The organism is Pseudomonas sp. McL0111, from assembly GCF_052567255.1.
Map to the genome: position 1 here is coordinate 1 of NZ_CP199585.1, position 22,211 is coordinate 22,211.

Annotated in this window: 23 protein-coding genes and 1 tRNA gene; 9 read left to right on the plus strand and 15 right to left on the minus strand. The window is 58.5% G+C overall.

The genetic code is table 11. The features are described 5' to 3' along the window. Positions 1-264 precede the first annotated feature (264 nt). The 5 genes from ACTWLJ_RS00005 to dapA form a co-directional block, all read right to left on the minus strand. A tRNA-Ser gene (locus ACTWLJ_RS00005) sits at positions 265-354 on the minus strand. An 84-nt stretch (positions 355-438) separates the two neighbouring features. Next, positions 439-1,152, minus strand: coding sequence for a phosphoribosylaminoimidazolesuccinocarboxamide synthase (gene purC, locus ACTWLJ_RS00010; protein WP_445179416.1), 714 nt, complete (start codon positions 1,150-1,152; stop codon positions 439-441). A gap of 28 nt (positions 1,153-1,180) precedes the next feature. Further along, positions 1,181-1,939 (minus strand): MBL fold metallo-hydrolase, encoded by a 759-nt coding sequence (locus tag ACTWLJ_RS00015; RefSeq protein WP_445179417.1) that lies wholly within the window; start codon positions 1,937-1,939, stop codon positions 1,181-1,183. 4 nt (positions 1,940-1,943) lie between these two features. Next, a complete protein-coding gene (gene bamC / locus ACTWLJ_RS00020; RefSeq protein WP_445179418.1) occupies positions 1,944-3,059 on the minus strand; it encodes an outer membrane protein assembly factor BamC in 1,116 nt (371 codons plus the stop codon). Between the two features lie 17 nt (positions 3,060-3,076). Then, positions 3,077-3,955: a 4-hydroxy-tetrahydrodipicolinate synthase gene (dapA, locus tag ACTWLJ_RS00025; protein ID WP_445179419.1), complete on the minus strand. Its 879-nt coding sequence runs from the start codon at positions 3,953-3,955 to the stop codon at positions 3,077-3,079. Positions 3,956-4,283: 328 nt separating this feature from the next. Here dapA and ACTWLJ_RS00030 point away from each other — a divergent pair, with 328 nt between their 5' ends. Continuing rightward, the gene (locus ACTWLJ_RS00030) at positions 4,284-4,844 is read left to right on the plus strand and encodes a glycine cleavage system protein R (RefSeq protein WP_445179420.1); all 561 of its coding nucleotides are present in this window, start codon (positions 4,284-4,286) and stop codon (positions 4,842-4,844) included. A gap of 10 nt (positions 4,845-4,854) precedes the next feature. Next, positions 4,855-5,328 (plus strand): peroxiredoxin, encoded by a 474-nt coding sequence (locus ACTWLJ_RS00035; RefSeq protein ID WP_445179421.1) that lies wholly within the window; start codon positions 4,855-4,857, stop codon positions 5,326-5,328. Between the two features lie 84 nt (positions 5,329-5,412). Here ACTWLJ_RS00035 and ACTWLJ_RS00040 read toward each other — a convergent pair whose 3' ends face one another. Both ACTWLJ_RS00040 and ACTWLJ_RS00045 read right to left on the minus strand, forming a co-directional pair. Then, a complete protein-coding gene (locus ACTWLJ_RS00040; RefSeq protein WP_401215668.1) occupies positions 5,413-6,483 on the minus strand; it encodes an AI-2E family transporter in 1,071 nt (356 codons plus the stop codon). A 32-nt stretch (positions 6,484-6,515) separates the two neighbouring features. After that, complete coding sequence (locus ACTWLJ_RS00045; RefSeq protein WP_401215670.1) at positions 6,516-6,755, minus strand: sulfurtransferase TusA family protein; 240 nt, start codon at positions 6,753-6,755, stop codon at positions 6,516-6,518. Between the two features lie 98 nt (positions 6,756-6,853). On the opposite strand from ACTWLJ_RS00045, the gene ACTWLJ_RS00050 reads away from it, so the two are divergent. After that, entirely contained in the window at positions 6,854-8,287 is a 1,434-nt protein-coding gene (locus ACTWLJ_RS00050) for a M48 family metalloprotease (RefSeq protein WP_445179422.1), read from the plus strand. 78 nt (positions 8,288-8,365) lie between these two features. Here ACTWLJ_RS00050 and ACTWLJ_RS00055 read toward each other — a convergent pair whose 3' ends face one another. The 4 genes from ACTWLJ_RS00055 to rpoE all read right to left on the minus strand — a co-directional run bounded on the left by ACTWLJ_RS00055 (position 8,366) and on the right by rpoE (position 12,168). Beyond that, entirely contained in the window at positions 8,366-9,787 is a 1,422-nt protein-coding gene (locus ACTWLJ_RS00055; RefSeq protein WP_445181434.1) for a DegQ family serine endoprotease, read from the minus strand. 210 nt (positions 9,788-9,997) lie between these two features. Then, positions 9,998-10,960, minus strand: a complete 963-nt coding sequence (locus ACTWLJ_RS00060; protein WP_445179423.1) for a MucB/RseB C-terminal domain-containing protein — start codon at positions 10,958-10,960, stop codon at positions 9,998-10,000. An 8-nt stretch (positions 10,961-10,968) separates the two neighbouring features. Beyond that, positions 10,969-11,556, minus strand: a complete 588-nt coding sequence (locus ACTWLJ_RS00065; RefSeq protein WP_401215676.1) for an RseA family anti-sigma factor — start codon at positions 11,554-11,556, stop codon at positions 10,969-10,971. Positions 11,557-11,586: 30 nt separating this feature from the next. Further along, positions 11,587-12,168 carry an RNA polymerase sigma factor RpoE gene (gene rpoE, locus ACTWLJ_RS00070; RefSeq protein ID WP_003172477.1) on the minus strand — a complete coding sequence of 194 codons (582 nt, stop codon included), beginning with the start codon at positions 12,166-12,168 and terminating at the stop codon, positions 11,587-11,589. Positions 12,169-12,726: 558 nt separating this feature from the next. On the opposite strand from rpoE, the gene nadB reads away from it, so the two are divergent. Beyond that, the gene (gene nadB / locus ACTWLJ_RS00075; RefSeq protein WP_401215678.1) at positions 12,727-14,343 is read left to right on the plus strand and encodes an L-aspartate oxidase; all 1,617 of its coding nucleotides are present in this window, start codon (positions 12,727-12,729) and stop codon (positions 14,341-14,343) included. On the opposite strand, the gene ACTWLJ_RS00080 is transcribed toward nadB, so the two are convergent. Beyond that, on the minus strand, positions 14,312-14,764 hold the full coding sequence (locus ACTWLJ_RS00080; protein ID WP_445179424.1) for a protein YgfX: 453 nt from the start codon (positions 14,762-14,764) through the stop codon (positions 14,312-14,314). The genes nadB and ACTWLJ_RS00080 overlap by 32 nt on opposite strands. After that, entirely contained in the window at positions 14,748-15,002 is a 255-nt protein-coding gene (locus ACTWLJ_RS00085) for an FAD assembly factor SdhE (RefSeq protein WP_201148613.1), read from the minus strand. The genes ACTWLJ_RS00080 and ACTWLJ_RS00085 overlap by 17 nt, the downstream gene beginning before the upstream one ends. Before the next feature lie 150 nt (positions 15,003-15,152). Between ACTWLJ_RS00085 and ygfZ the strand changes: the two genes are divergently transcribed. Together ygfZ and ACTWLJ_RS00095 are read left to right on the plus strand one after the other, a co-directional pair. Next, the gene (gene ygfZ, locus ACTWLJ_RS00090; protein WP_445179425.1) at positions 15,153-16,094 is read left to right on the plus strand and encodes a CAF17-like 4Fe-4S cluster assembly/insertion protein YgfZ; all 942 of its coding nucleotides are present in this window, start codon (positions 15,153-15,155) and stop codon (positions 16,092-16,094) included. A 36-nt stretch (positions 16,095-16,130) separates the two neighbouring features. Then, entirely contained in the window at positions 16,131-16,952 is an 822-nt protein-coding gene (locus ACTWLJ_RS00095; RefSeq protein ID WP_401215684.1) for an HDOD domain-containing protein, read from the plus strand. Between the two features lie 109 nt (positions 16,953-17,061). Here the strand turns inward: ACTWLJ_RS00095 and ACTWLJ_RS00100 are convergent, their stop codons facing one another. Then, on the minus strand, positions 17,062-18,447 hold the full coding sequence (locus ACTWLJ_RS00100; protein WP_445179426.1) for a sensor histidine kinase: 1,386 nt from the start codon (positions 18,445-18,447) through the stop codon (positions 17,062-17,064). After that, complete coding sequence (locus tag ACTWLJ_RS00105; protein WP_401215688.1) at positions 18,440-19,111, minus strand: response regulator; 672 nt, start codon at positions 19,109-19,111, stop codon at positions 18,440-18,442. The genes ACTWLJ_RS00100 and ACTWLJ_RS00105 overlap by 8 nt, the downstream gene beginning before the upstream one ends. Positions 19,112-19,348: 237 nt before the next feature. Between ACTWLJ_RS00105 and ACTWLJ_RS00110 the strand changes: the two genes are divergently transcribed. The 3 genes from ACTWLJ_RS00110 (at position 19,349) to ACTWLJ_RS00120 (ending at position 22,211) form a co-directional block, all read left to right on the plus strand. Next, entirely contained in the window at positions 19,349-20,641 is a 1,293-nt protein-coding gene (locus tag ACTWLJ_RS00110) for an OprD family porin (protein WP_445179427.1), read from the plus strand. A 75-nt stretch (positions 20,642-20,716) separates the two neighbouring features. Then, positions 20,717-21,694 (plus strand): Bug family tripartite tricarboxylate transporter substrate binding protein, encoded by a 978-nt coding sequence (locus ACTWLJ_RS00115; protein ID WP_401215692.1) that lies wholly within the window; start codon positions 20,717-20,719, stop codon positions 21,692-21,694. Between the two features lie 58 nt (positions 21,695-21,752). Beyond that, complete coding sequence (locus ACTWLJ_RS00120; protein WP_401215694.1) at positions 21,753-22,211, plus strand: tripartite tricarboxylate transporter TctB family protein; 459 nt, start codon at positions 21,753-21,755, stop codon at positions 22,209-22,211.

Sequence of the window (22,211 nt, forward strand, 5' to 3'; positions counted from 1 at the left end):
TTCACATTTCTGTCATATCGGTCAAAAAAGCCCGAAAACACGAAGACACCCCTATATAAGCAGAAAGCCAACCAACTTCGCGCCCTCTATCTATAACCTCACGCCCCAACTGACCACGAACAGCGCCAGCCGACACCCCCTCTCCCTACCTATATAGAAGAAAGCGCCGCCCTAACCGCAAGCACACCAATCACACACGCAAGCCAGAAACGAAAAAGCCCCCGTAATCACTGCTGATTACGGGGGCTTAGTCTTGTTCAATAATGGCGGAGAGATAGGGATTCGAACCCTAGGTACCGGTGAAGGTACAACGGATTTCGAATCCGTCCCATTCGGCCACTCTGGCATCTCTCCAACGGCGCGCATCATAACAACACTTTTGCCGGAAGCGAACCCCCTTTTGCAATTTTTTTCCGTGCTATCAGATGCTTGCGTCGATTAAAGCGGTACACCCAGACGTTTGGCCACTTCTTCGTAGGCTTCGATGACGTCACCGAGGCCCTGGCGGAAGCGGTCTTTGTCCATTTTCTTCTTGGTGTCCTTGTCCCAAAGACGGCAGCCGTCCGGGCTGAACTCATCGCCCAGGACGATCGAGCCGTCGCTGAACACGCCGAACTCAAGCTTGAAGTCCACCAGCAGCAGGCCGGCGTCGTCGAACAGCTTGGTCAGCACTTCGTTGACCTTGAGCGACAGTTCCTTCATGCGGACCAGTTGCTCGGCAGTACCCCAACCGAATGCCACGACGTGGGATTCGTTGATGAACGGGTCGCCCTTGGCGTCGTCCTTCAGAAACAGCTCGAAGGTGTATGGATTGAGTTTGATGCCCTCTTCCACACCCAAACGCTTGACCAGGCTACCGGCGGCGTAGTTACGCACGACGCATTCGACCGGGATCATGTCGAGCTTTTTCACCAGCACTTCGTTGTCGGCCAGCAGTTTGTCGAATTGAGTCGGCACGCCGGCTGCTTCGAGTTTCTGCATGATGAAGGCGTTGAACTTGTTGTTCACCATGCCTTTGCGGTCGAGCTGTTCGATGCGCTTGCCGTCGAACGCCGAAGTGTCGTTGCGGAACAGCAGGATCAAACGGTCAGCGTCGTCGGTCTTGTAAACCGATTTGGCTTTGCCGCGGTAGAGTTCTTCACGTTTTTCCATGATGGGCTCCGCTTGCTAAGTAGGTGGGCTAGGCGATGTGGCGCCAGTCGAGCCCTGAATCTTGATCGGCCAGTTGTAGCCAGTCCGGGTCACACCCGAGGGTGTCGACAAAACATTGCCGGGCCAGCTGCGGCAGGTTGTTCTTGCTGCTCAGGTGGGCCAGAACCAGGTGTTGCAGACCTTGCCAGCCCAACTCGGACACCAGGAATGCCGCCTGATGGTTATTCAAATGTCCCAGCTCACCGCCCACCCGCTGCTTGAGAAAGTACGGGTAATGACCACGAGCCAGCATGTCGCGACAATGGTTGGACTCGATCATCAATGCATCGAGATCCCGATAACCGTCCAGCACCCGCTCGCAGTAGGAACCCAGGTCGGTCAACAGGCCGAAGCGCCGCTCACCATCACTGAATACATACTGGGTCGGCTCTTGCGCATCATGGGCCACGGCAATGACCCCGATGTTCAGTGCGCCGATCTGCAGTTGCTCGCCGCCAGCCAGAAAGCCTGCGGGTTCAATCGGTTTGCGCATCCCGCGCAGTGTGCCGCGACTGAGGTAGACCGGTAGATTGTAGCGCCGAGACAGCAAACCCACGCCATGCACGTGATCGGCATGTTCGTGGGTCACCAGTATCGCGCTCAATTGCGCCGGATTCACACCCAGGCGCAACAAGCGTTTTTCGGTCTCTCGCAGGGAGAAACCACAATCCACCAGCACATACGTATCAGCACTGGCGATCAGCGTGCCGTTCCCTTGGCTACCGCTGCCGAGAACGGCAAAACGCATGTGATCAGCCCAGATTGTCCTGAATCACGCTCAACACTTTGCGAGCCACATCGGCTGGCGCAACGGTGTTGATGTTTTTCTCGACGGTCACTTGAACGTTGTCACCGACCTTGCTCAGGCGAACCTGATAACGCTCGGCGCGGGCTTCAACTTCTTCCTTGCTCGGCGCACTGCCGAACAGGCTGCTGAAGAAGCCAGGCTTGTCGTCTTTCTTCTCGGCTTTTTCGGCCAGGTTGATGTAGTACAGACCCAGACTGCGGTTGATGTCTTCAACGCGCCACTGACCTTGCTCAAGTGCACGACCAACGCTCGACCAGGCACGATCCAGATCAGGACCAACGTTCAGCACCGGGTTACCGCTGCCGTCTTCGTTGAGGCTGACACGGCTTGGCGTATCGAAATCACGCGAAGCCAGCATCGACACAGAACCGCCCTTCTCGGAGATCCGGCTCATGCTCGCAAGCATGTCGTCGACCAGCGCCGCGTCGAGACCCGTGTTGACCGAACGATTGGTGAAGTCCACGTCAGCAGTGCTGCCGGCAGGACGCTCAGCGCTGACCACGTAAATCTCACTAGTGTTGCGCTGCACGCCCGGCTCGATGCGTACCCGCACGCGAGATTGGCTGTCGGCTGCGACGCCCGCTGCGCTCAGGCGCTTGGCCATGGCTGCGGAGAGCTCGTCGGAATGCTGCCAGGTGGTGGTGAACTCGCCTGTTTGCGGACGCTGTTCATCCAGACGGAAACCGTTGTCCTGGAAGAACTGCACAGCCACTGGCCAGACTTCGGCCGGCGGATGTTGGGCCATTACCCAGCGCGAATCACCGCTCTTTTGCAGCGAGTAGTCCGATGCATCGGCGATGGCCGACAGCGGTTGTGGACGCGGCACGATGTATTCGCCCTTGGCGGTGTCATCAGCCACGTTACGCGGGATCGGCAACAGCGGATCAAGACGTTTGGTGGTGCTGACATCCGGTGGCAATTGCATCGGTGCAGTCTGTTGCGCTTCCAGGTAATCGCTACCGCGATCACGGAAATAACCTTCCGGGCCCCAGACCCATCCGCAGCCACTGGTGCTGGAGATAATTAAGGCAAGTGCGGAAAGTCCGGCCATTCGCTTCATGCGTTGTACTTCCTCAATTAAACCAGGACGCTGCACTGGCGCAGAGCCGTGCGAAGCGTTTCGTGACAAGGTGTGCTCAGCCAGGTAAGCGGCAAGCGGATGCCTTCGTGCATCAGGCCCATTTCAACCAAAGCCCACTTCACCGGAATCGGGTTGGCTTCGATGAACAGGTCCTTGTGCAACGGCATCAGTTTTTCGTTGATTGCACGTGCGGTGTCGGCATCGCCCTCGAGGGCCGCCTCACACAGGTCAGCCATTTCGCGCGGAGCGACGTTGGCGGTGACCGAAATATTGCCCTTGCCGCCCAGCAGGATCAGCTCGACTGCGGTCGGATCATCGCCGGACAGCACGATGAAGTCCTTGCTCACGCCATCAATGATGGTTTTGGCGCGGGCCAGGTCGCCAGTGGCTTCCTTGATACCGATGATGTTCGGCACGGTGGACAGGCGAATCACGGTCTCGGCCTGCATGTCGCAGGACGTGCGGCCAGGAACGTTGTAAAGGATCTGCGGGATGTCGACCGCTTCGGCGATGAACTTGAAGTGCTGGTACAGGCCTTCCTGAGTCGGCTTGTTGTAGTACGGAACCACCAGCAGACAGGCATCGGCGCCAGCTTCTTTGGCATTGCGGGTCAGTTCGACAGCTTCGCGAGTCGAATTGGCGCCGGTACCGGCGATAACCGGAATGCGTCCATTGACTTGCTTGACTACCGCTTTGATGACCGCGATGTGCTCATCGACATCAAGGGTTGCCGACTCGCCGGTAGTACCGACCGCGACAATGGCATGGGTGCCGTTTTCAAGGTGGAAGTCCACGAGTTTTCGGAGGCTGTCCCAGTCAAGACGCCCTTGTGCATCCATGGGTGTGACCAGTGCCACCATACTGCCCCGAATCATGAAAACGCTCCTGCCGGAAAAAGAGAGCGGTAATGGTACTGGCGCCAAGATGCTTGCACAAGCGAAGTACTGCGCTGCCGCCATTCCCCTTGGCCTCGCTTTTCGCTACCCTTCAGACTTTGATCGGTACAGATCAGCTTGTACGCCGGGTTCCAGCCTCCCTTTTCGGCCTCCCAGACCCCGTTCCTGCGTCGCCGCATCGCGCCACTGCTATTAATGGTGTCAGTTGCGAACCGCGCCCGGGGTTTTCCGAATGGGCATACTCATGCGCTTCCCGGCGGACAACGCCCATTTACCTACCGACCGCTCATCGCTTTAGGAATGCTGCATGTCCACCCCCACAGTTCGCGAACAATTCCTTGTCATCAGTGCCCTCGGCGCCAACCCCATGGAGCTGACTAACGTCCTGTGCCGCGCCAGCCATGAAAATCGCTGCGCCGTGGTCACTTCACGCCTGACTCGCCATGGCGAGTGCAGCGCGCTGATTCTTGAGATCTCTGGCAGCTGGGACGCCCTCGCGCGTCTGGAAGGCAGTCTGTCGGGTCTCGCCAAGAAGCACGCCTTTACCGTCAATGTGGTCCGCAGCGCTGCTTCGGAAAGCCGCCCGCAAGCTTTGCCTTACGTGGCTTACGTCAGCTCGGCTTATCGCCCGGACATCATCAATGAGCTGTGCCAGTTCTTCATGGATCACAACGTCGAGCTGGAAAACCTGACCTGCGATACCTATCAGGCACCACAGACCGGCGGCACCATGCTCAACGCCACGTTCACCGTGACGCTGCCGGCAGGCACCCAGATCAGTTGGCTGCGCGACCAGTTCCTGGATTTCGCCGACGCCATGAATCTGGATGCACTGATCGAACCTTGGCGCCCACAAAACCCAATGTAAGGAAGCTTTCATGGCCGTAGTCATCGACCAACCGGTTGCAGATTTCGAAGCACCTGCCACCAGCGGACAGACTGTTAGCCTCTCGGCCCTCAAGGGCAAGCAAGTGGTGATCTACTTCTATCCGAAGGACAGCACTCCGGGCTGCACCACTGAAGGCCAGGGTTTTCGTGATCAGTACGCGGCGTTTCAGGCAGCCAACACCGAAGTTTTCGGCGTTTCACGCGACAGCCTGAAGTCTCACGAGAACTTCAAGTGCAAGCAGGAGTTTCCGTTCGAGCTGATCAGCGACAAGGACGAAGCCGTCTGCCAACTGTTCGATGTGATCAAGTTGAAGAAGCTGTATGGCAAGGAATACATGGGCGTTGATCGCAGCACGTTCCTGATCGACAAGAACGGTGTGCTGCGTCAGGAATGGCGCGGCGTGAAGGTACCGGGGCATGTTGATGCGGTGCTGGCTGCTGCTGAAGCACTCAACAAAGCCTGATATCAAAAGATCGCAGCCTTCGGCAGCTCCTGCATCTGGAATTCATTTCCCTGTAGGGGCTGCCGAAGGCTGCGATCTTTTGCTTTAAAGCAGCGGCGCCACCACCGGCTCCTTGCGCGGCCACGCATCCAGCACTGCCTTGAACAGGGTCGCCAACGGGATCGCGAAGAACACTCCCCAAAAACCCCACAGCCCGCCAAACAACAGCACCGCGCAGATGATCGCCACCGGGTGCAGATTGACCGCCTCCGAAAACAGCAACGGCACCAGCACGTTGCCATCCAGTGTCTGGATGATTCCGTAGACCGCCATCAGATAGATGAACTGATCGCTCCAGCCCCACTGGAATAGCGCAATCAGCAGCACCGGCACGGTCACCACCACAGCGCCGACATACGGCACCACCACCGAAACACCGACCAGCAACGCCAGCAGCGCAGCGTAATTGAGTCCGAGTGCAACGAAAGCGATGTAAGTCACCCCGCCACAAATCACGATCTCAATGACTTTGCCGCGAATGTAGTTGGCGATCTGCCGGTTCATTTCCTGAGCGACACGGGTGATCAACGCCCGCTCACGCGGCAAATATCCGCGAACCCACTCGCCGATCATTGCCCGGTCCTTGAGGAAGAAAAACACCAGGATCGGTACCAACACCAGATAGATCATGATGTTCACCAGCAGCGGCAGACTCGACAGCGAGAACGTCAGCGCCCACTGGCCGAACTTGCCGATTTCACCGCGTGCCACCTCGATGGCCTGCAATACCTGCTCATCGGAGACCAGATGCGGATAACGCTCAGGCAACAGCAACAACAGCGATTGCCACTTGGCGAGCATCCCCGGCAGTTCATTGAACAGCGTGATCAACTGATGCCAGAGCAACGGCACCACAACCACGATGAACACCAACAACAGCCCCATGAACAGCGCAAACACCAGGCCTACCGCCGCCCCTCCTGGCACGCGCAAGCGCTCGAGAGTGACCACCAGCCCCTGCATCAGATACGCCAGCACCATGCCGGCCAAAACCGGCGCAAGCATGCCGCCGAGGGTGAGCACTGCGGTGAAGGCGAGAATCAGCAGGACTGCCAGCACCACGGCTTCTTCATCGGAGAAGTAGCGCTGAATCCAGTCGCGTAACACTTTGAACATCAATAATCCTTAGGTCTTTTACGCGGTCGGTATCAGGCTTTTTTCAGCCAGTAACGGTAAACGCCTGCTTCGTCTTCTTCACGCAGCAGCGTATGACCGGCCAATTTGGCAAAGGTGCGGAAGTCCCGCTGCGAACCGGCATCGGTGGCAATCACCTTGAGTACGGCGCCGCTGGCCATCTTATTGAGTTCCATCTTCGCCTTGAGCAACGGCAACGGGCAATTCAGGCCACTGGCGTCCAATTCACAGTCATGGGCTACAGCGTCAGTCATTGCGTCACTCCGGTTCAGGTGTTTGAGCTGCCTAGAATATCTGGTCGCAGGCCCGGTGTCCGGCTACAGTAAGGTCTTTGTCTTCTAAGGCTTTGTGCATGACTTTTCTGCGCCCTACCCTGCTGACGCTCGCTTGCCTGCTCGCCTCACCGGGCTTTGCCGACGATCTGCCGTCACTTGGCGACGCCAGTTCTGCCATTGTCTCGCCGCAACAGGAATATCAGCTCGGTCGCGCCTGGCTCGCCATGTTGCGCAGCCAGGTTTCACAGCTCAACGATCCGCAGCTCAAAGACTATGTCGAGTCCAGCGTTTATAAGCTGGTGGAAACCAGCCAGGTCACCGACCGGCGTCTGGAATTCATCCTGATCAACAGCCCACAGCTCAACGCCTTCGCGGCACCCGGCGGCGTGGTCGGGGTCAACGGCGGCCTGTTCCTCAATGCACAGACCGAAGGCGAATACGCCTCGGTACTGGCTCACGAACTGGCTCACCTGTCGCAACGCCACTTTGCTCGCGGCGTCGAAGCCTCGCAGCGGATGCAGGTGCCGATGATGGCCGCACTTCTCGCCGGTATCGTCATCGCGGCAGCCGGCGGTGGTGAAGCCGGGATTGCGACCATCGCCGGTACTCAGGCTGCGGCGATTCAGTCGCAACGGACCTTCTCCCGCCAGAATGAACAGGAGGCCGACCGCATCGGCATTCTCAATCTGGAAAAGGCCGGATACGATCCACGCTCGATGCCAACCATGTTCGAGCGCCTGATGCGTCAATATCGGTTCGACGCCAAGCCGCCGGAATTCCTGCTGACTCACCCGGTTACCGAATCGCGGATCGCCGACACCCGCAACCGTGCCGAACAAGCGCCACCGGGCGGCATCGAAGACAGCATGCGCTATCAACTGATCCGTGCACGCGTACAGTTGATCTACGAAGAAACGCCGGGGCTGGGCGCCAAGCGTTTCCGCGCTCAACTGGAAGAGAACCCGAAGAGCGACGTGGCGCGCTACGGTCTGGCAATCGCACAGATCAAGGGTGGTCAGTTGAACGAAGCGCGCGAGAACCTCAAGCAACTGCTGGCCAAGTCGCCGAACGAGATTATCTACAACCTCGCGCAGATCGATCTGGACATCACCAACAATCGCCTGCCCGATGCTCAGTCGCGGGTTGACCGAATGCTCACCCAGTATCCGGGCAACTACCCGCTCAATCAGGTTCGTGTCGACCTGCTGCTCAAGCAGAACCGTGCCGCCGATGCGGAGAAGGCGCTGGAAGGCTTGCTCAAGTCACGCCCGAACGATCCGGACGTCTGGTATCAGGTTGCGGAAACCCGTGGCTTGTCCGGGAACATCATTGGCCTGCATCAGGCACGCGCCGAATACTTTGCGCTGGTCGGCGACTATCGTCAGGCGATCCAGCAACTGGACTTCGCCAAGCGCAAGGCCGGCAGTAACTTCCCGCTGTCCTCGCGCATCGATGCTCGCCAACGTGAGTTGATGGAGCAGGAGCGCATGATCAAGGACATGATGGGTTGAAGCCCTCGCCAAGCAAAAAGCTTCAGACATAAAAAAACCGCCTCCTTCGAGGCGGTTTTTTATTTCACCACAACCGGATTATTCAGCCAGTTTGAACGTGATGAAGCTGGCACGGCCCTGACGCAGAACGCGCATGGATACCGAACGATTTTTCGGCAGTGCCTTGGCGACTTCAGCGAACTCCTTGGTGGAGCCGATGGCCTGGTTGTTCAGGTGAGTGATGACATCACCCGGCTGCAGACCGATCAACGATGCTGGACCGTCCTGAACGTCTTTGATGACCACGCCACCTTTAAGGTCGTAAGTCTTCTTCTGCTCGGCGCTCAGCTCGATGACCGAAACACCCAGACGATTGCTGCTGCTTTCCGCACCGGTTTTCGGCAGTGCATCCAGCTCTTTGTCTTCGTCCGGGATCGCGCCGACCGTCAGCTCGACATTCTTGCGTTTGCCTTCACGAATCACTTCGAGATTGGCTTTGGCACCCGCCTTCAGTGCACCGACCAGATGTGGCAGGTCAGCGGACATGACGATTGGCTGGCCGTTCATGCTCAGGATCACGTCGCCCACTTGCAGGCCGCCCTTGGCTGCCGGACCGTCGTCCTGGATCTGGGCAACCAGCGCACCGGCTGGCTTATCAAGACCGAACGACTCGGCCAGATCCTTGTTAACTTCCTGAATGACTACACCCAACCAGCCGCGACTGACTTTGCCGCCGCTCTTCAGTTGATTGGAAACGTCCATTGCCACGTCGATAGGGATCGCGAACGACACGCCCATGAAGCCACCGGAGCGAGTGTAGATCTGCGAGTTGATCCCGACCACTTCACCGTTCAGGTTGAACAGCGGGCCACCGGAGTTACCCGGGTTGATCGGCACGTCGGTCTGGATGAACGGCACATAGTTTTCATTGGGCAGGCTACGACCGACGGCGCTGACGATGCCTTGGGTCACGGTGTGGTCAAAGCCGAACGGCGAGCCGATAGCAACAACCCACTGGCCAGCCTTCAAGTCCTGGGATTTGCCGAGTTTCAGCACCGGCAGATCCTTGCCTTCGATTTTCAGCAGGGCTACGTCGGAACGTGGATCGGTGCCGACCAGCTTGGCTTTCATTTCGCTGCGATCAGCCAGGCGTACGAGGATTTCGTCGGCGTCGGCAATCACATGGTTGTTGGTCAGGATGTAGCCATCAGGAGAAATGATGAAACCCGAACCCAGCGATTGCGCTTCACGTTGGCGATCACCACGCGGCGAACGCTGCTGAGGCATGCCGCGCTCGAAGAACTCGCGCAGCATCGGCGGCAGTCCTTCCAGGTCAGGCATCTGCTGATTCACTTTGCGATCAGGCAGTTTCTGCGTGGTACTGATGTTCACCACCGCTGGCGAGGCCTGTTCCACCAATTGGGTGAAGTCCGGCAGGTCGGCCGCTTGCGCAGCAGGAACCGCCTGACCGAGCACCAGCACGGTGGCAATAATGGAAAAACAAGACTTCAAACTAGGTATCGACATACAGCTCCCGTTACGACGAGCAGGGTTTAGCGATATGGAGCCAAGAACACCGGAAACCACTGGCCGGTATTTTTGTTCCTGAAACAAACAAGGCCAGAGCCGTGAGGCTCTGACCTATAAAAAACTTTCGGGTGATTTGCAAATGAAAATGCTCAGCAAACATTTCAACGTCTCGGCGACGAAGTGGAAATGACTGAAATCAGCTCACTGCTTGCTGGTTACAGCACTGTCGTTACGCATCGACAACGCAATCCGTTCGGCAGTGCCGATAGGAATTTCGCCGACTACCGTCACCATCATTTCGCCTTCAGGCGTGGTCAGGCGGCGGGATACTGCAACTGTAGGCCCTAATTGAGTCCGGGTATCGGTGACTGTTGCACCATTGAGCGGCTCAAGGAAGACAGAAAAACGTGCAAGACCGTCGTCATACATCAGGCTGTTGACCTGAGTCTTGGTTTCCGGGTCTTTATGCGAGGTACTGCTGGTCAGTTCGAATCCTGGCGGCAGCCACTCCGAATGCCAGACCTGAGCCGTTTTCACCGCTGAAGCCTTGTCACTGTCGAGAGTGACTGCCTTGCAATCGGAACCGGCTTGAAGATCTTTATCGGAAGGAACTTCGGCGGTATTCAAACTGGTGAACTGGAAGCGCTCCAGTAGCTGGCCCTTGTCATTGAGCAACAATGACTTCAGGGGCAATCCGGTTTGCTTATCCAGATGCAGTTCAAAACCGTAGCGATGCTGGTCTCGGGGCGTGAGCGAGACAATTACTGCATCCCGCCCGGCCACGCGCGACTTGCCAATGACGGCAAGCTCATACCAACTTTTCAGCTTTTGAGGATCAAGAGAACGAGCGCTCGAGTTGGGCGAGTCTCCCAAACCCGCAATCAGAGTGCCGCTGACGCATTGAGTATGTCCATCAACACGCACGACTTCCTGAGCCGAGCCGTCGAGCTGAAGCAAACGCTCGCGGACCTGGCCATTCTGGACGCGATGCCAGATGTTGTGAGTAGAAAAACTACCATTACGCTCGTAAACGAAAGTGCCGTGAAAGCTCTGCTGCTGCTCGGCCTGGCCCAGACGGGTCAACCAGTCCTGGGCCTCGTCGGCGTGGGCTGGAACAATGAACCAGCCGCTGAGCAGAAGCGAAAGTAGAGGTATGGAGCGCATGATCCTCCTTAACGGTTTTCCAGGCTTGCTGCACGCGCATAAGGCAGGGCGCTTTCAGTGCCTTTGAGAGCTGCCTGTTGAGCGTGTTGACGCAGATAACCCGGCAGACGCTGGTCGTGCCAGCCTGGCTGACCTTGCAGTACACCGTTGGCCATAGGGCCGGTGGTTTCCGAGCTTTCTTTGTAGCCGGCCAAAACAGCCGGGCCTTTAGCCTGTGGTGCTACCAGCGATGGCTGATTGGACTGTTGCGCCAGTTCAACACCGGCGATTTCGTCCTGGTTGTACAGGCGAACACCTGCCAGCACCGCAACAGTCACCGAGGCTGCAACAGCCAGACGGCCCAGGTTGCGCCAAGGGCTGCGGGTTACTTTAGCTGGCGCCGTCTCATCTGCCAGCGCAGCAGAGACTGCCGCAGCGATATCCAGACGCGGAAGCAGCAGATCCTTGTGCATGGCTGCCCGAGCGATCTGGTAACGAGCCCAGGTGTCACGGGTTTCTACATCATCGAGCGAATTGATCACCCGACGCAGTTCCAGTTCGTCCGCTTCGTTATCCATCACTGCGGACAGCGATTCCTGCAGGGCTTCACGACTCATGGCGTTCCTCTCTTGGCTGTCGCCGCTGTCTCAGTTTTCCTGCAACAACGGCTGCAGGGCTTTATCGATGGCCTCCCGGGCGCGGAAGATCCGGGAGCGCACGGTACCCACCGGACATTGCATAACGCTCGCAATGTCCTCGTAACTCAGACCATCGAATTCACGTAAAGTTAAAGCCGTACGCAAATCCTCTGGCAGTTGCTGAATGGTTCGATGGACAGTTCCTTCGATCTCATCCCGCAGCAGTGCACGTTCAGGAGACTCAAGGTCCTTGAGGCCGTGATCGCCATCGTAGAACTCTGCGTCTTCAGAACTTACATCGCTATCCGGCGGCCGACGGCCGCGTGAAACCAGATAATTTTTCGCCGTGTTGATGGCGATGCGGTAAAGCCACGTATAAAACGCGCTGTCTCCGCGAAAGTTACCTAATGCCCTGTACGCCTTGATAAAGGCTTCCTGAGCAACGTCCTGGGCTTCATGGGTGTCGTGCACAAAACGCACGATCAACCCGAGAATTTTGTGCTGATATTTCAGCACCAGCAGATCGAAAGCTCGCTTGTCACCGCGCTGAACGCGCTCGACCAGCTGCTGATCCTCTTCCTGGGTTAGCATGAACACTCCTCGATAAGCATGGAGGAGGCTTGCATAACTAAACGACCAGACTTGCAAACATAGACTCGGGCTTTTCGCAAAAGTTCTCCCCCTCCAGGCAAGTTTCCTGCGGGCTCTGATTTGGCACGCACGAAAAACGCAGCGCGGGATAAACCGGCTGCGCGAATAATCTTTTCATCGGTTCGCCGGCAAGAACCCAACCGCAGATTCTGCATTGAAGCCGACACTGTCCCGTGTTTCAGGCAACTGTCTATTGATCTTGGGCCTTTGGCAAAAGTTCCAATTATTTATAGCGCCGCTGACTCAACATTGGGCGACCCTGAGCGGAAATAGCCTGTTTCATCATCGATACAGTCGCCTTCTCCCAAAACTCGGGAGAAAAACTCCCGACGAAGCGTCAGGTTTTTCCAGTCACAGTAGTTTCACAATGCCATACAGGCTCGGCTATTGTGCCGCCCCACCCCTCTATATACTAGTGGGCTGTGTGGCTGTCTTGACTCGCCGATCCAGGTGTCTTGCGCCAACCCCGACCCGGGTCGCTTTGAGCGGAATCCTGAAATGAGCCAACAGTTTCAACACGATGTTCTGGTCATTGGCAGCGGCGCTGCCGGTTTGAGTCTCGCCCTGACCCTTCCCGGTCATTTGCGCATTGCCGTATTGAGCAAGGGCGATCTGGCCAACGGTTCGACCTATTGGGCGCAGGGCGGTGTCGCCGCCGTGCTGGACGACACCGATACTGTCGAATCTCACGTCGATGACACCTTGAATGCCGGCGGCGGGCTGTGCCACGAAGACGCTGTGCGCTTTACTGTCGAACACAGTCGCGAAGCGATTCAATGGCTGATTGATCAAGGCGTGCCCTTCACCCGCGACGAGCAGTCCGGCACCGAAGACGGCGGTTTCGAATTCCATCTGACCCGCGAAGGTGGCCACAGCCATCGGCGCATCATCCACGCTGCTGACGCCACCGGCGCTGCGATCTTCACCACCCTGCTGGCTCAGGCCAGAAAGCGTTCGAATATCGAATTGCTCGAGCAACGGGTAGCCGTTGATCTGATCACCGAAAAACGTCTGGGAATGGACGGCGAGCGCTGTCTCGGTGCTTACGTATTGAATCGCGCCACCGGCGAAGTCGACACCTACGGCGCACGCTTCGTGATTCTCGCGTCCGGCGGCGCGGCCAAGGTTTACCTCTATACCAGCAACCCCGACGGCGCCTGCGGTGATGGCATCGCCATGGCCTGGCGCTCCGGCTGCCGGGTGGCGAACCTGGAATTCAACCAGTTCCACCCCACCTGCCTGTATCACCCGCAGGCCAAAAGCTTTTTGATCACCGAAGCATTACGCGGTGAAGGCGCACATTTGAAGCTGCCGAATGGCGAACGCTTCATGTATCGCTTCGACAAACGTCTCGAACTGGCGCCGCGCGACATCGTTGCCCGCGCCATCGACCACGAAATGAAGCGCCTGGGCGTCGATTGCGTCTATCTCGACATCAGCCACAAGCCGGAAGCGTTCATCAAGACTCACTTTCCGACGGTGTATGAGCGCTGCCTCGGATTCGGCATCGACATCACCAAACAACCGATCCCGGTTGTACCCGCCGCGCATTACACCTGCGGCGGCGTGATGGTCAACGAACAGGGGCGCACCGACGTGCCGGGCTTGTACGCTATCGGCGAAACCAGCTTCACCGGCCTGCACGGCGCCAACCGCATGGCCAGCAACTCGCTGCTGGAGTGCTTTGTCTATGCGCGCTCGGCCGCCACCGACATTATTCAGCAACTTTCAGACGTCGCCGCGCCGAGCGCCCTGCCCGTCTGGGACGCCAGCCAGGTAACCGATTCCGACGAAGATGTGATCATCGCGCACAACTGGGATGAATTGCGGCGGTTCATGTGGGACTACGTCGGTATTGTGCGCACCAACAAGCGCTTGCAGCGTGCCGAGCATCGCGTGCGACTGTTACTGGACGAGATCGACGAGTTCTACAGCAACTATAAAGTCAGTCGTGACCTTATCGAGTTGCGCAACCTTGCCCAGGTTGCCGAACTGATGATCCGCTCGGCCATGGCACGCAAGGAAAGTCGCGGCCTGCATTACACCCTCGACTACCCGGACATGCTGCCCGAAGCGCTGGACACTATTCTGGTGCCGCCCACCTACGTCGACTGAACTTGAGCCGCACTCGCAGGCGTCGGTGCAAATCCGCCGCCTGCGAATCTCGCGGCACGCAGATCGATCTCACCCGCCGCTCTCCGCGCAAACGGAACCGCAGCACCACGATCAACGGCAGCGCCAGGCTGTCGGGGCGCAGTTGCACCGCTTGCCAGCCATCCGCCTGATTCCACAATTGCCAGCCATCGGCATCACGGCGCAGACCGCGAAACGCTTTGGGATGACTCAACAGAATCTGCCGCGGCAACAGCCAAAAGCCATGAATCAGACAGCCGAAAACCCCGAGCAAGCTTGCCCAGAGGGGAATCGAAAGCAAAAACAACGAACCCAGAGCGAACGCCTGGGCCAGCAGATACGCCGCCAGCAATTGCCGAGAGGCATGCCAGCGGCATTCGAACGTATTACTTGGGCTGGACACGATCCAGAATCATCCGGACCATGCGTTGCAGCTCCGGATCTTCAGATTCGCTGCGCTCCATGAACCAGCCGAACATGTCCTGATCCTCGCACTCCAACAGGCGCACGTACAAATCGCGATCCACCTGATTCAGGCCTGCATAAACCTCTTTCACGAACGGCACCAGCAGCACGTCAAGTTCGAGCATGCCGCGACGGCTATGCCAAAAGAGGCGATTCAGTTCAACTTGTTCGACCATGGGGCCCTCCTCAAATTTGGCGGCAAGTATACAGCGCCGACGCGGGTCGAACACTCGGCTTTGGTCGGGCGCCACCGATCCTTTATCAACTACCCATTTCAACAGCGCCCCCTTATGATGTGTCCCAGACTTTTTACCCTGCGATGACCCATGGCCGATTCTGCTTTTTTCTGCACCCTGTCACATGAAGGCGTACTCGCGGTTCGCGGCGTGGATGCCGGGAAATTCCTGCAAGGCCAACTAACCTGCAACATCAATTACCTCAGCGAAACCCAGGCCAGCCTCGGTGCACGCTGCACGCAGAAAGGCCGGATGCAGTCGAGTTTCCGCATTCTGCTCGAAGGTGACGGCGTGTTGCTGGCGATGGCCAGCGAGTTGCTGGAGCCACAACTGGCGGACCTGAAAAAGTACGCGGTGTTCTCCAAATCCAAACTGACCGACGAAAGCGCCGCCTGGGTACGCTTTGGTCTGGAGCAAGGCGATGCAGCCCTGAGCAGCCTCGGCCTGGACCTGCCGGCAGAAACCGACAGCGTAGTGCGCAGCGAAGGCCTGATCGCGATTCGCGTCTCGCCGCAGCGCGCTGAACTCTGGGTGCCAGCCGCTCAGGCTGACGCGATCAAAAGCAAATTGTCCGCAACCTTGCCGGAAGGCGAGCTGAATCAATGGCTGCTGGGCCAGATCCGCGCCGGTATCGGCCAGGTCATGCCGAGCACCCGCGAGCTGTTCATCCCGCAAATGCTCAACCTGCAAGCCGTCGGCGGCGTGAGTTTCAAGAAAGGCTGCTACACCGGCCAGGAAATTGTTGCGCGCATGCAGTACCTCGGCAAGCTCAAGCGCCGTCTATATCGCTTGACCCTGCAAGCCAGTGATCTGCCGGAGCCCGGCACCCAACTGTTCGCACCAAGTCATGGCAGCTCCATCGGCGAAGTGGTACTGGCCGCCTACGCCGGACAACAGATTGAACTGTTGGCGGTGTTGCAGGCCGAAGCTGCCGAGGCCGGTGATTTGCACCTGGGCGCCCTTGAAGGCCCCGCGCTGCAACTGCTCGACTTGCCTTACGAACTGGATCGCGACCGCGAAATCCAGCGCTGATTTGCAGTACTTGTTGCTACACCCTAGAGAGTCTAAATGAGCGAGCTGGCGGAAAAGGTCCAACAGGATTTGGTTGAGGCCATCGATAACGATGACCTGGTTCTGCCAACATTACCGGAAGTGGCCCTGCAAATTCGCAAGGCCGCTGAAGATCCGGAAATCAGCGTCAGCGAACTGAGCAAGGTAATCGGCCGTGACACCGCGCTGTCGGCGCGCCTGATCAAAGTGGTCAACAGCCCCTTGCTGCGTGCCGCGCAGGAAGTCACCGATCTGCACACCGCCATCACCCGACTGGGTATCAACTACAGCAGCAACCTGGCGATCGGTCTGGTGATGGAACAGATATTCCATGCCCGCTCCGAGGTGGTCGAACAGAAGATGCGTGACGTCTGGCGCAAGAGTCTGGAGATCGCCGGGGTCAGCTATGCGCTGTGCCGTCGTTACACCCAACTCAAGCCCGATCAGGCCGCGCTTGGCGGTCTGGTACATCAGATCGGCGTGTTGCCGATCCTGACTTACGCCGAAGACCACTACGAATTGCTATCGGACCCGGTCAGCCTGAATCATGTGATCGACCACATTCACCCTCTGCTGGGCGACAAACTGCTGCGGGTCTGGGAGTTTCCGGAGCGTCTGGTAGAACTGCCGGGGCGCTATCAGGATTTCAAGCGCGACTCGAAAGACATCGACTACGTCGATCTGGTGCAAGTGGCGAGTCTGTATTGCCACAAAGGCACCGACCATCCTTTTGCGCGCATTGATCCGCTCAGTGTTCCGGCCTTCCGCAAGCTCGGGATCGACCCGGATAACGCGGTGCTGTGCGCGGATCTGGAAGAATCGCGAACGATGTTTTATTGATCCAAGACCTTGGTGCTGCCATCGCGAGCAGGCTCACTCCCACAGGAGACCGCATTCCAATGTAGGAGTGAGCCTGCTCGCGATGGGGCCAGCAAAACACACCGCAAAATCATCCAGCAATAAAACTCACCCGCACTTTCAACCCCGCCTGTTCGCCATCATGCAAAGTGATCTGCGCCAGATGCGCACGGCAAATTTCTCCGACAATCGCTAGTCCCAATCCCGAACCCGCGACTTGCTGGTTGCGCCGGTAGAAACGCTCAAACACTCGATCACGCTCTTCCAGCGGAATCCCCGGCCCGTCATCTTCAACCTCAAGCACTGCCGGCGCCGTAACTCGCAGAATCACGTTACCGCCCGACGGTGTATGCGCCAGCGCGTTATCCACCAGATTGCTCAGCAGTTCGTTGAGCAACGTCGGCTCACCACGCAGCCAGACCGGTTCGTCAGCTTCGAGCGCCAGCGCCACCCCCCGAGCGTGCGCCAGCGGCGCCATGGCCATGCCCAATTCCCGCGCCAACTGGCTGAGGTCGAGCAGTTGCGCACCGCCCTCGGCGATCGCCCGCGCACCGTTTTCAACCCGCGCCAGTGACAACAATTGATTGGCCAGATGCGTCAGGCGATCCGTGCTTTGTGCAGACGATTCAAGGGTCGAGCGCCAGACCTCCGGCTCGCTTGAGCGCAAGCCCAATTCCAGCCGCGCCTTGATCGCTGCCAGCGGCGTGCGCAATTCGTGCGCCGCATCGGCGATGAACTGCGCCTGCCGCTCAAACTGCCCGCGCAGCCGTTCGGTGAAGTGGTTGAGCGCCCGCACCAGCGGCCACAATTCATGTTGCACCTGCACCAGCGGCAAGGGCCGCAAGTCGTCGGGCTGGCGCTCTTCCACCGCCGTGCGCAGACGCTCGATGGGTCGCAACGCCGCACTGACGGCGAACCACACCAGCAGCAACGCGCCTATCGCCAACATGCCCAGCCGCAGCAGCGTATCGGCGGCCAGACTGCGTGCCATGCTGACCCGCGCCTCATCCGTTTCGGCAACGCGGATCTCCGCCATGCCGTTCATGTTCGGTTCCGATACGGCTTTCAACAGGCTGACCACGCGCACGTTCTGCCCTCGGTACGTCGCGTTGTAGAAACGCGCCAACGCCGGATAGTCGTCGGTTCTCAGCGTGCCGGGCGGCGGGCCGGGGAGGTTTTCGTAGCCGGAAATCAGCTTCTGATGGATGTCATTGACCTGGTAATAAATTCGCCCGGCGCTGTCGTAGGCGAAGGTATCGAGCGCCACGTAAGGCACGTCGGCGCTGAGGGTGCCGTCGCGCTGGGACAGACCGGCAGCGATGGTCCGCGCAGAGGCCAGCAAGGTCCGGTCATACGCGGTGTCGGCGGCTTCGCGGCCATTCCAGTAGGCACTTAATCCACTGGCCAGCATCAACACCACCAACAACAGCGCCAGGTTCCACAGCAACCGCCAGCGCAGGCTGCTGGGCTTATGCATCGCGACTTTCCAGCAGGTAGCCGAGACCACGGAAGGTCACGATGGCCACCGGTTGGCCGTCGAGCTTCTTGCGCAGGCGATGCACGTAGATTTCGATGGCATCGGGGCTGGCTTCTTCGTCGAGACCGAAGACTTGCGAGGCCAGTTGCTCCTTGCTCATCACCCGCCCCGGACGGGCGATCAGCGCTTCGAGCACTGCTTGTTCACGGGAGGTCAAGGTGAGCAATTCTTCGCCGAGAGTGAAGCGTCGAGTGTCGAGGTCATAGGTCAACACACCACAACGCTGCTGACGTTCACCGCCGAGCACACTGCGGCGCAACAGGGCTTTGACCCGCGCTTCCAGCTCCGTCAGTTCGAACGGTTTGGCGAGGTAATCGTCAGCGCCAAGATTGAGGCCGTGCACGCGATCCTTCACATCGCTACGCGCCGTCAGCATCAACACCGGCAGGTTCTTGCCCCGCGCACGCAGACGCGCGAGCACTTCGAAACCGTCCATGCGCGGCAAGCCGACATCGAGGATCGCCACGGCGTATTCCTCGCTGGTCAAGGCCAGATCGGCGGCCACGCCATCGTGCAACACATCCACGGTCAGACCGGTGCTCTTGAGCGCCTGGGCAACACTTTCGGCCAGTTGCAGATGGTCTTCGACGAGCAGAACACGCATGGATCTTTACCTCATTCACGGATGGCCGACGCCACTCTTTGCGGCGGAGTTTACAGCCGCAATCGCTGCTGTGAAGCCCGAAAACCGCGAAAGCCAGCTGAAAGGTTAGCGAAAGGTTAGCTGGTTACAGTCGGCCCACGGACAGTTCCGACTGCCGTCGCTGATGCCACACAGCGTAAAGAAAAACGCCTCGAAGCGTTTTCGACCAATAAGAACAATAAACGGAGTACACCTCGCATGCCGTCCTTGCAGACCAAGGCTCTTACGCCTGTTCGTCCTTCCCGTTTCAGCCACACCGCCCTCGCCAGTGCCGCCGCTCTCGCCGGATTCTCTCCTGTGAGTTTTGCCGACTTTATCGAAGACAGTTCCGCGACTTTCGAAACCCGCAACATGTACTTCAACCGCGATTTCCGCGACGGCACCAGTGCTCAGCAATCGAAGCGCGATGAGTGGGCTCAAGGCTTCATGCTCAATCTGCAGTCGGGTTACACCGACGGCACCGTGGGGTTCGGTGTCGATGCGCTGGGCATGCTCGGGGTCAAACTCGATTCGAGTCCGGACCGCACCGGCACCGGTCTGCTGCCGACTGACAGCGATGGGCGCGCGGTAGACGAGTACTCCAAACTCGGCCTGACCGGCAAAGTGAAAATCTCCGCGACTGAATTGAAAATCGGCAGCCTGATCCCCGAACTGCCGATCCTCAAACCCAACGACGGACGCATCCTGCCGCAGACCTTCGAAGGTGGCTTGCTGACCTCCAAAGAGATCAAGAACCTGACCTTCACTGGCGGTCGTCTGGAGAAAGCCAAGGATCGCGACAGTACCGATTTCGAGGACATCGCCCTCAACAACAAGAACGGCCGCTTTGCAGGCGCTGTAGCCGGTAAACACTTCGACTTCGGCGGCGTGGATTACAAGTTCACCGACAAGATCACCGGCAGCTACCACTTCGCGCAACTCGACGAAGTCTATAACCAGCACTTCTTCGGACTGGTTGCTTCGCGTCCGATGGGCCCCGGTACTTTCGCCACTGACCTGCGATTCGCCGTCAGTGATGATCAGGGCGCGGCTCGTGGCGGCGAGATCGACAACCGATCCCTCAACGGTCTGGTCAGCTATGCGTTAAGCGGCCACAAGTTCACCGCTGGCTATCAGCACATGTCCGGCGACAGTGCCTTCCCGTATGTCGATGGCAGTGACCCGTATCTGGTCAATTTCGTGCAGATCAACGACTTCGCCGGCGCGGAAGAACGCTCGTGGCAGGCACGTTACGACTTCGACTTCGCCAAACTGGGCATTCCCGGCCTGAGCTTCATGAGCCGCTACTTGAGCGGTGACAACATCAAGCTCAAGAACGGCGAAGAAGGCAAAGAATGGGAACGCAACTCCGAGATCAAATATGTAGTACAAAGCGGCGCTCTGAAGGATGTCGCCGTGCGTCTGCGTAATGCCACCTACCGTTCCAACTACTCCGCTCGCGACGCTGATGAAGTGCGTCTGCTGGTGAGCTATAGCGTTGCCCTTTGGTAAGAAATCGAACTACCGAAGCAAAAGCATCGGTAGCTCCAACATATCCATACAACAAAAAAATCCGTGGAGACTTGAATGAACTTATCACTGCGTAAAGTGGCTCTGGCCGCCAGTTGCATGCTGTTCGCCGGCCAATTGATGGCCGAACCGAAACGTCCGGAATGCATCGCACCGGCCTCCCCGGGCGGTGGTTTCGACCTGACCTGCAAACTGGCGCAAAGCGCGCTGGTCAACGAAAAACTGCTGACCAAACCGATGCGTGTGACCTACATGCCCGGTGGCGTTGGCGCGGTGGCCTACAACGCAGTGGTCGCGCAACGCCCGGCCGATGCCGGCACGCTGGTGGCATGGTCGAGCGGTTCGCTGTTGAACCTGGCGCAGGGCAAGTTCGGTCGTTTCGACGAAACCAACGTGCGCTGGCTGGCAGCGGTCGGCACCAGCTACGGCGCCATCGCAGTGAAAAGCGATTCGCCCTACAAGACCCTCGACGATCTGGTACAGGCGCTGAAGAAAGATCCGAGCAAAGTGGTGATCGGTTCCGGCGGCACCGTCGGCAGCCAGGACTGGATGCAGACCGCGCTGATCGCCAAGGCTGCCGGGATCAACCCGCGTGACCTGCGTTACGTGGCTCTCGAAGGTGGCGGCGAAATCGCCACTGCCCTGCTCGGCGGCCACATTCAGGTCGGCAGCACCGACATCTCCGACTCCATGCCGCACATCCAGAGCGGCGACATGCGCCTGCTGGCGGTGTTCGCCGACAAGCGTCTCGACGAGCCGGAAATGAAAGACATCCCGACCGCCAAGGAACAGGGCTACGACATCGTCTGGCCAGTGGTGCGCGGTTTCTACCTCGGGCCAAAAGTCAGCGATGAAGACTACGCCTGGTGGAAAGCCGCCTTCGACAAACTGCTGGCCTCGGAAGACTTCGCCAAGCTGCGCGATCAGCGTGAACTGTTCCCGTTCGCCATGACCGGCCCGGAACTGGACACCTACGTGAAGAAGCAGGTTGCGGACTACAAAGTGCTGGCCAAAGAGTTCGGCCTGATTCAGTGATCGTCTCTGTCTAGCGGCCGTGACCTCGCGCATCGAGGTCACGGCCCAGGAGTTCCCCATGCTCTTACAACGCATTTTCGCCTCGCTGCTGCTGCTGGTCTGTGTCGGCCTGGCACTGATGGCGTGGCCGTACCAAGCGGCTTTTTCCTACGAACCGGTCGGCCCCCGCGCCTTCCCACTGCTGATGCTTGCCTTGATGGGCACCGCGCTGCTGTACATGGCATTTCGTCCAGCGCCGATTAAACACAGCGATGACGAACCGCCACTGGATCGCCCGACCCTGACCAAGATCGCCATCTGCGTCGTGCTGTTGCTGGTGTTCGCCGGCACGTTCGAACCCCTTGGTTTCATCGTCGCCAGCATCATCACCGGCATTCCCATGGCACGCCTGTATGGCGGCCGCTGGCTGCCGAGCGCCGTGATCATCAGCCTGATGGCCGTCGGTCTTTACCTGCTGTTCGACCGTTTGATGGACGTTCCGCTGCCGCTCGGCCTGCTCAGCGTTCTGGAGAACTGA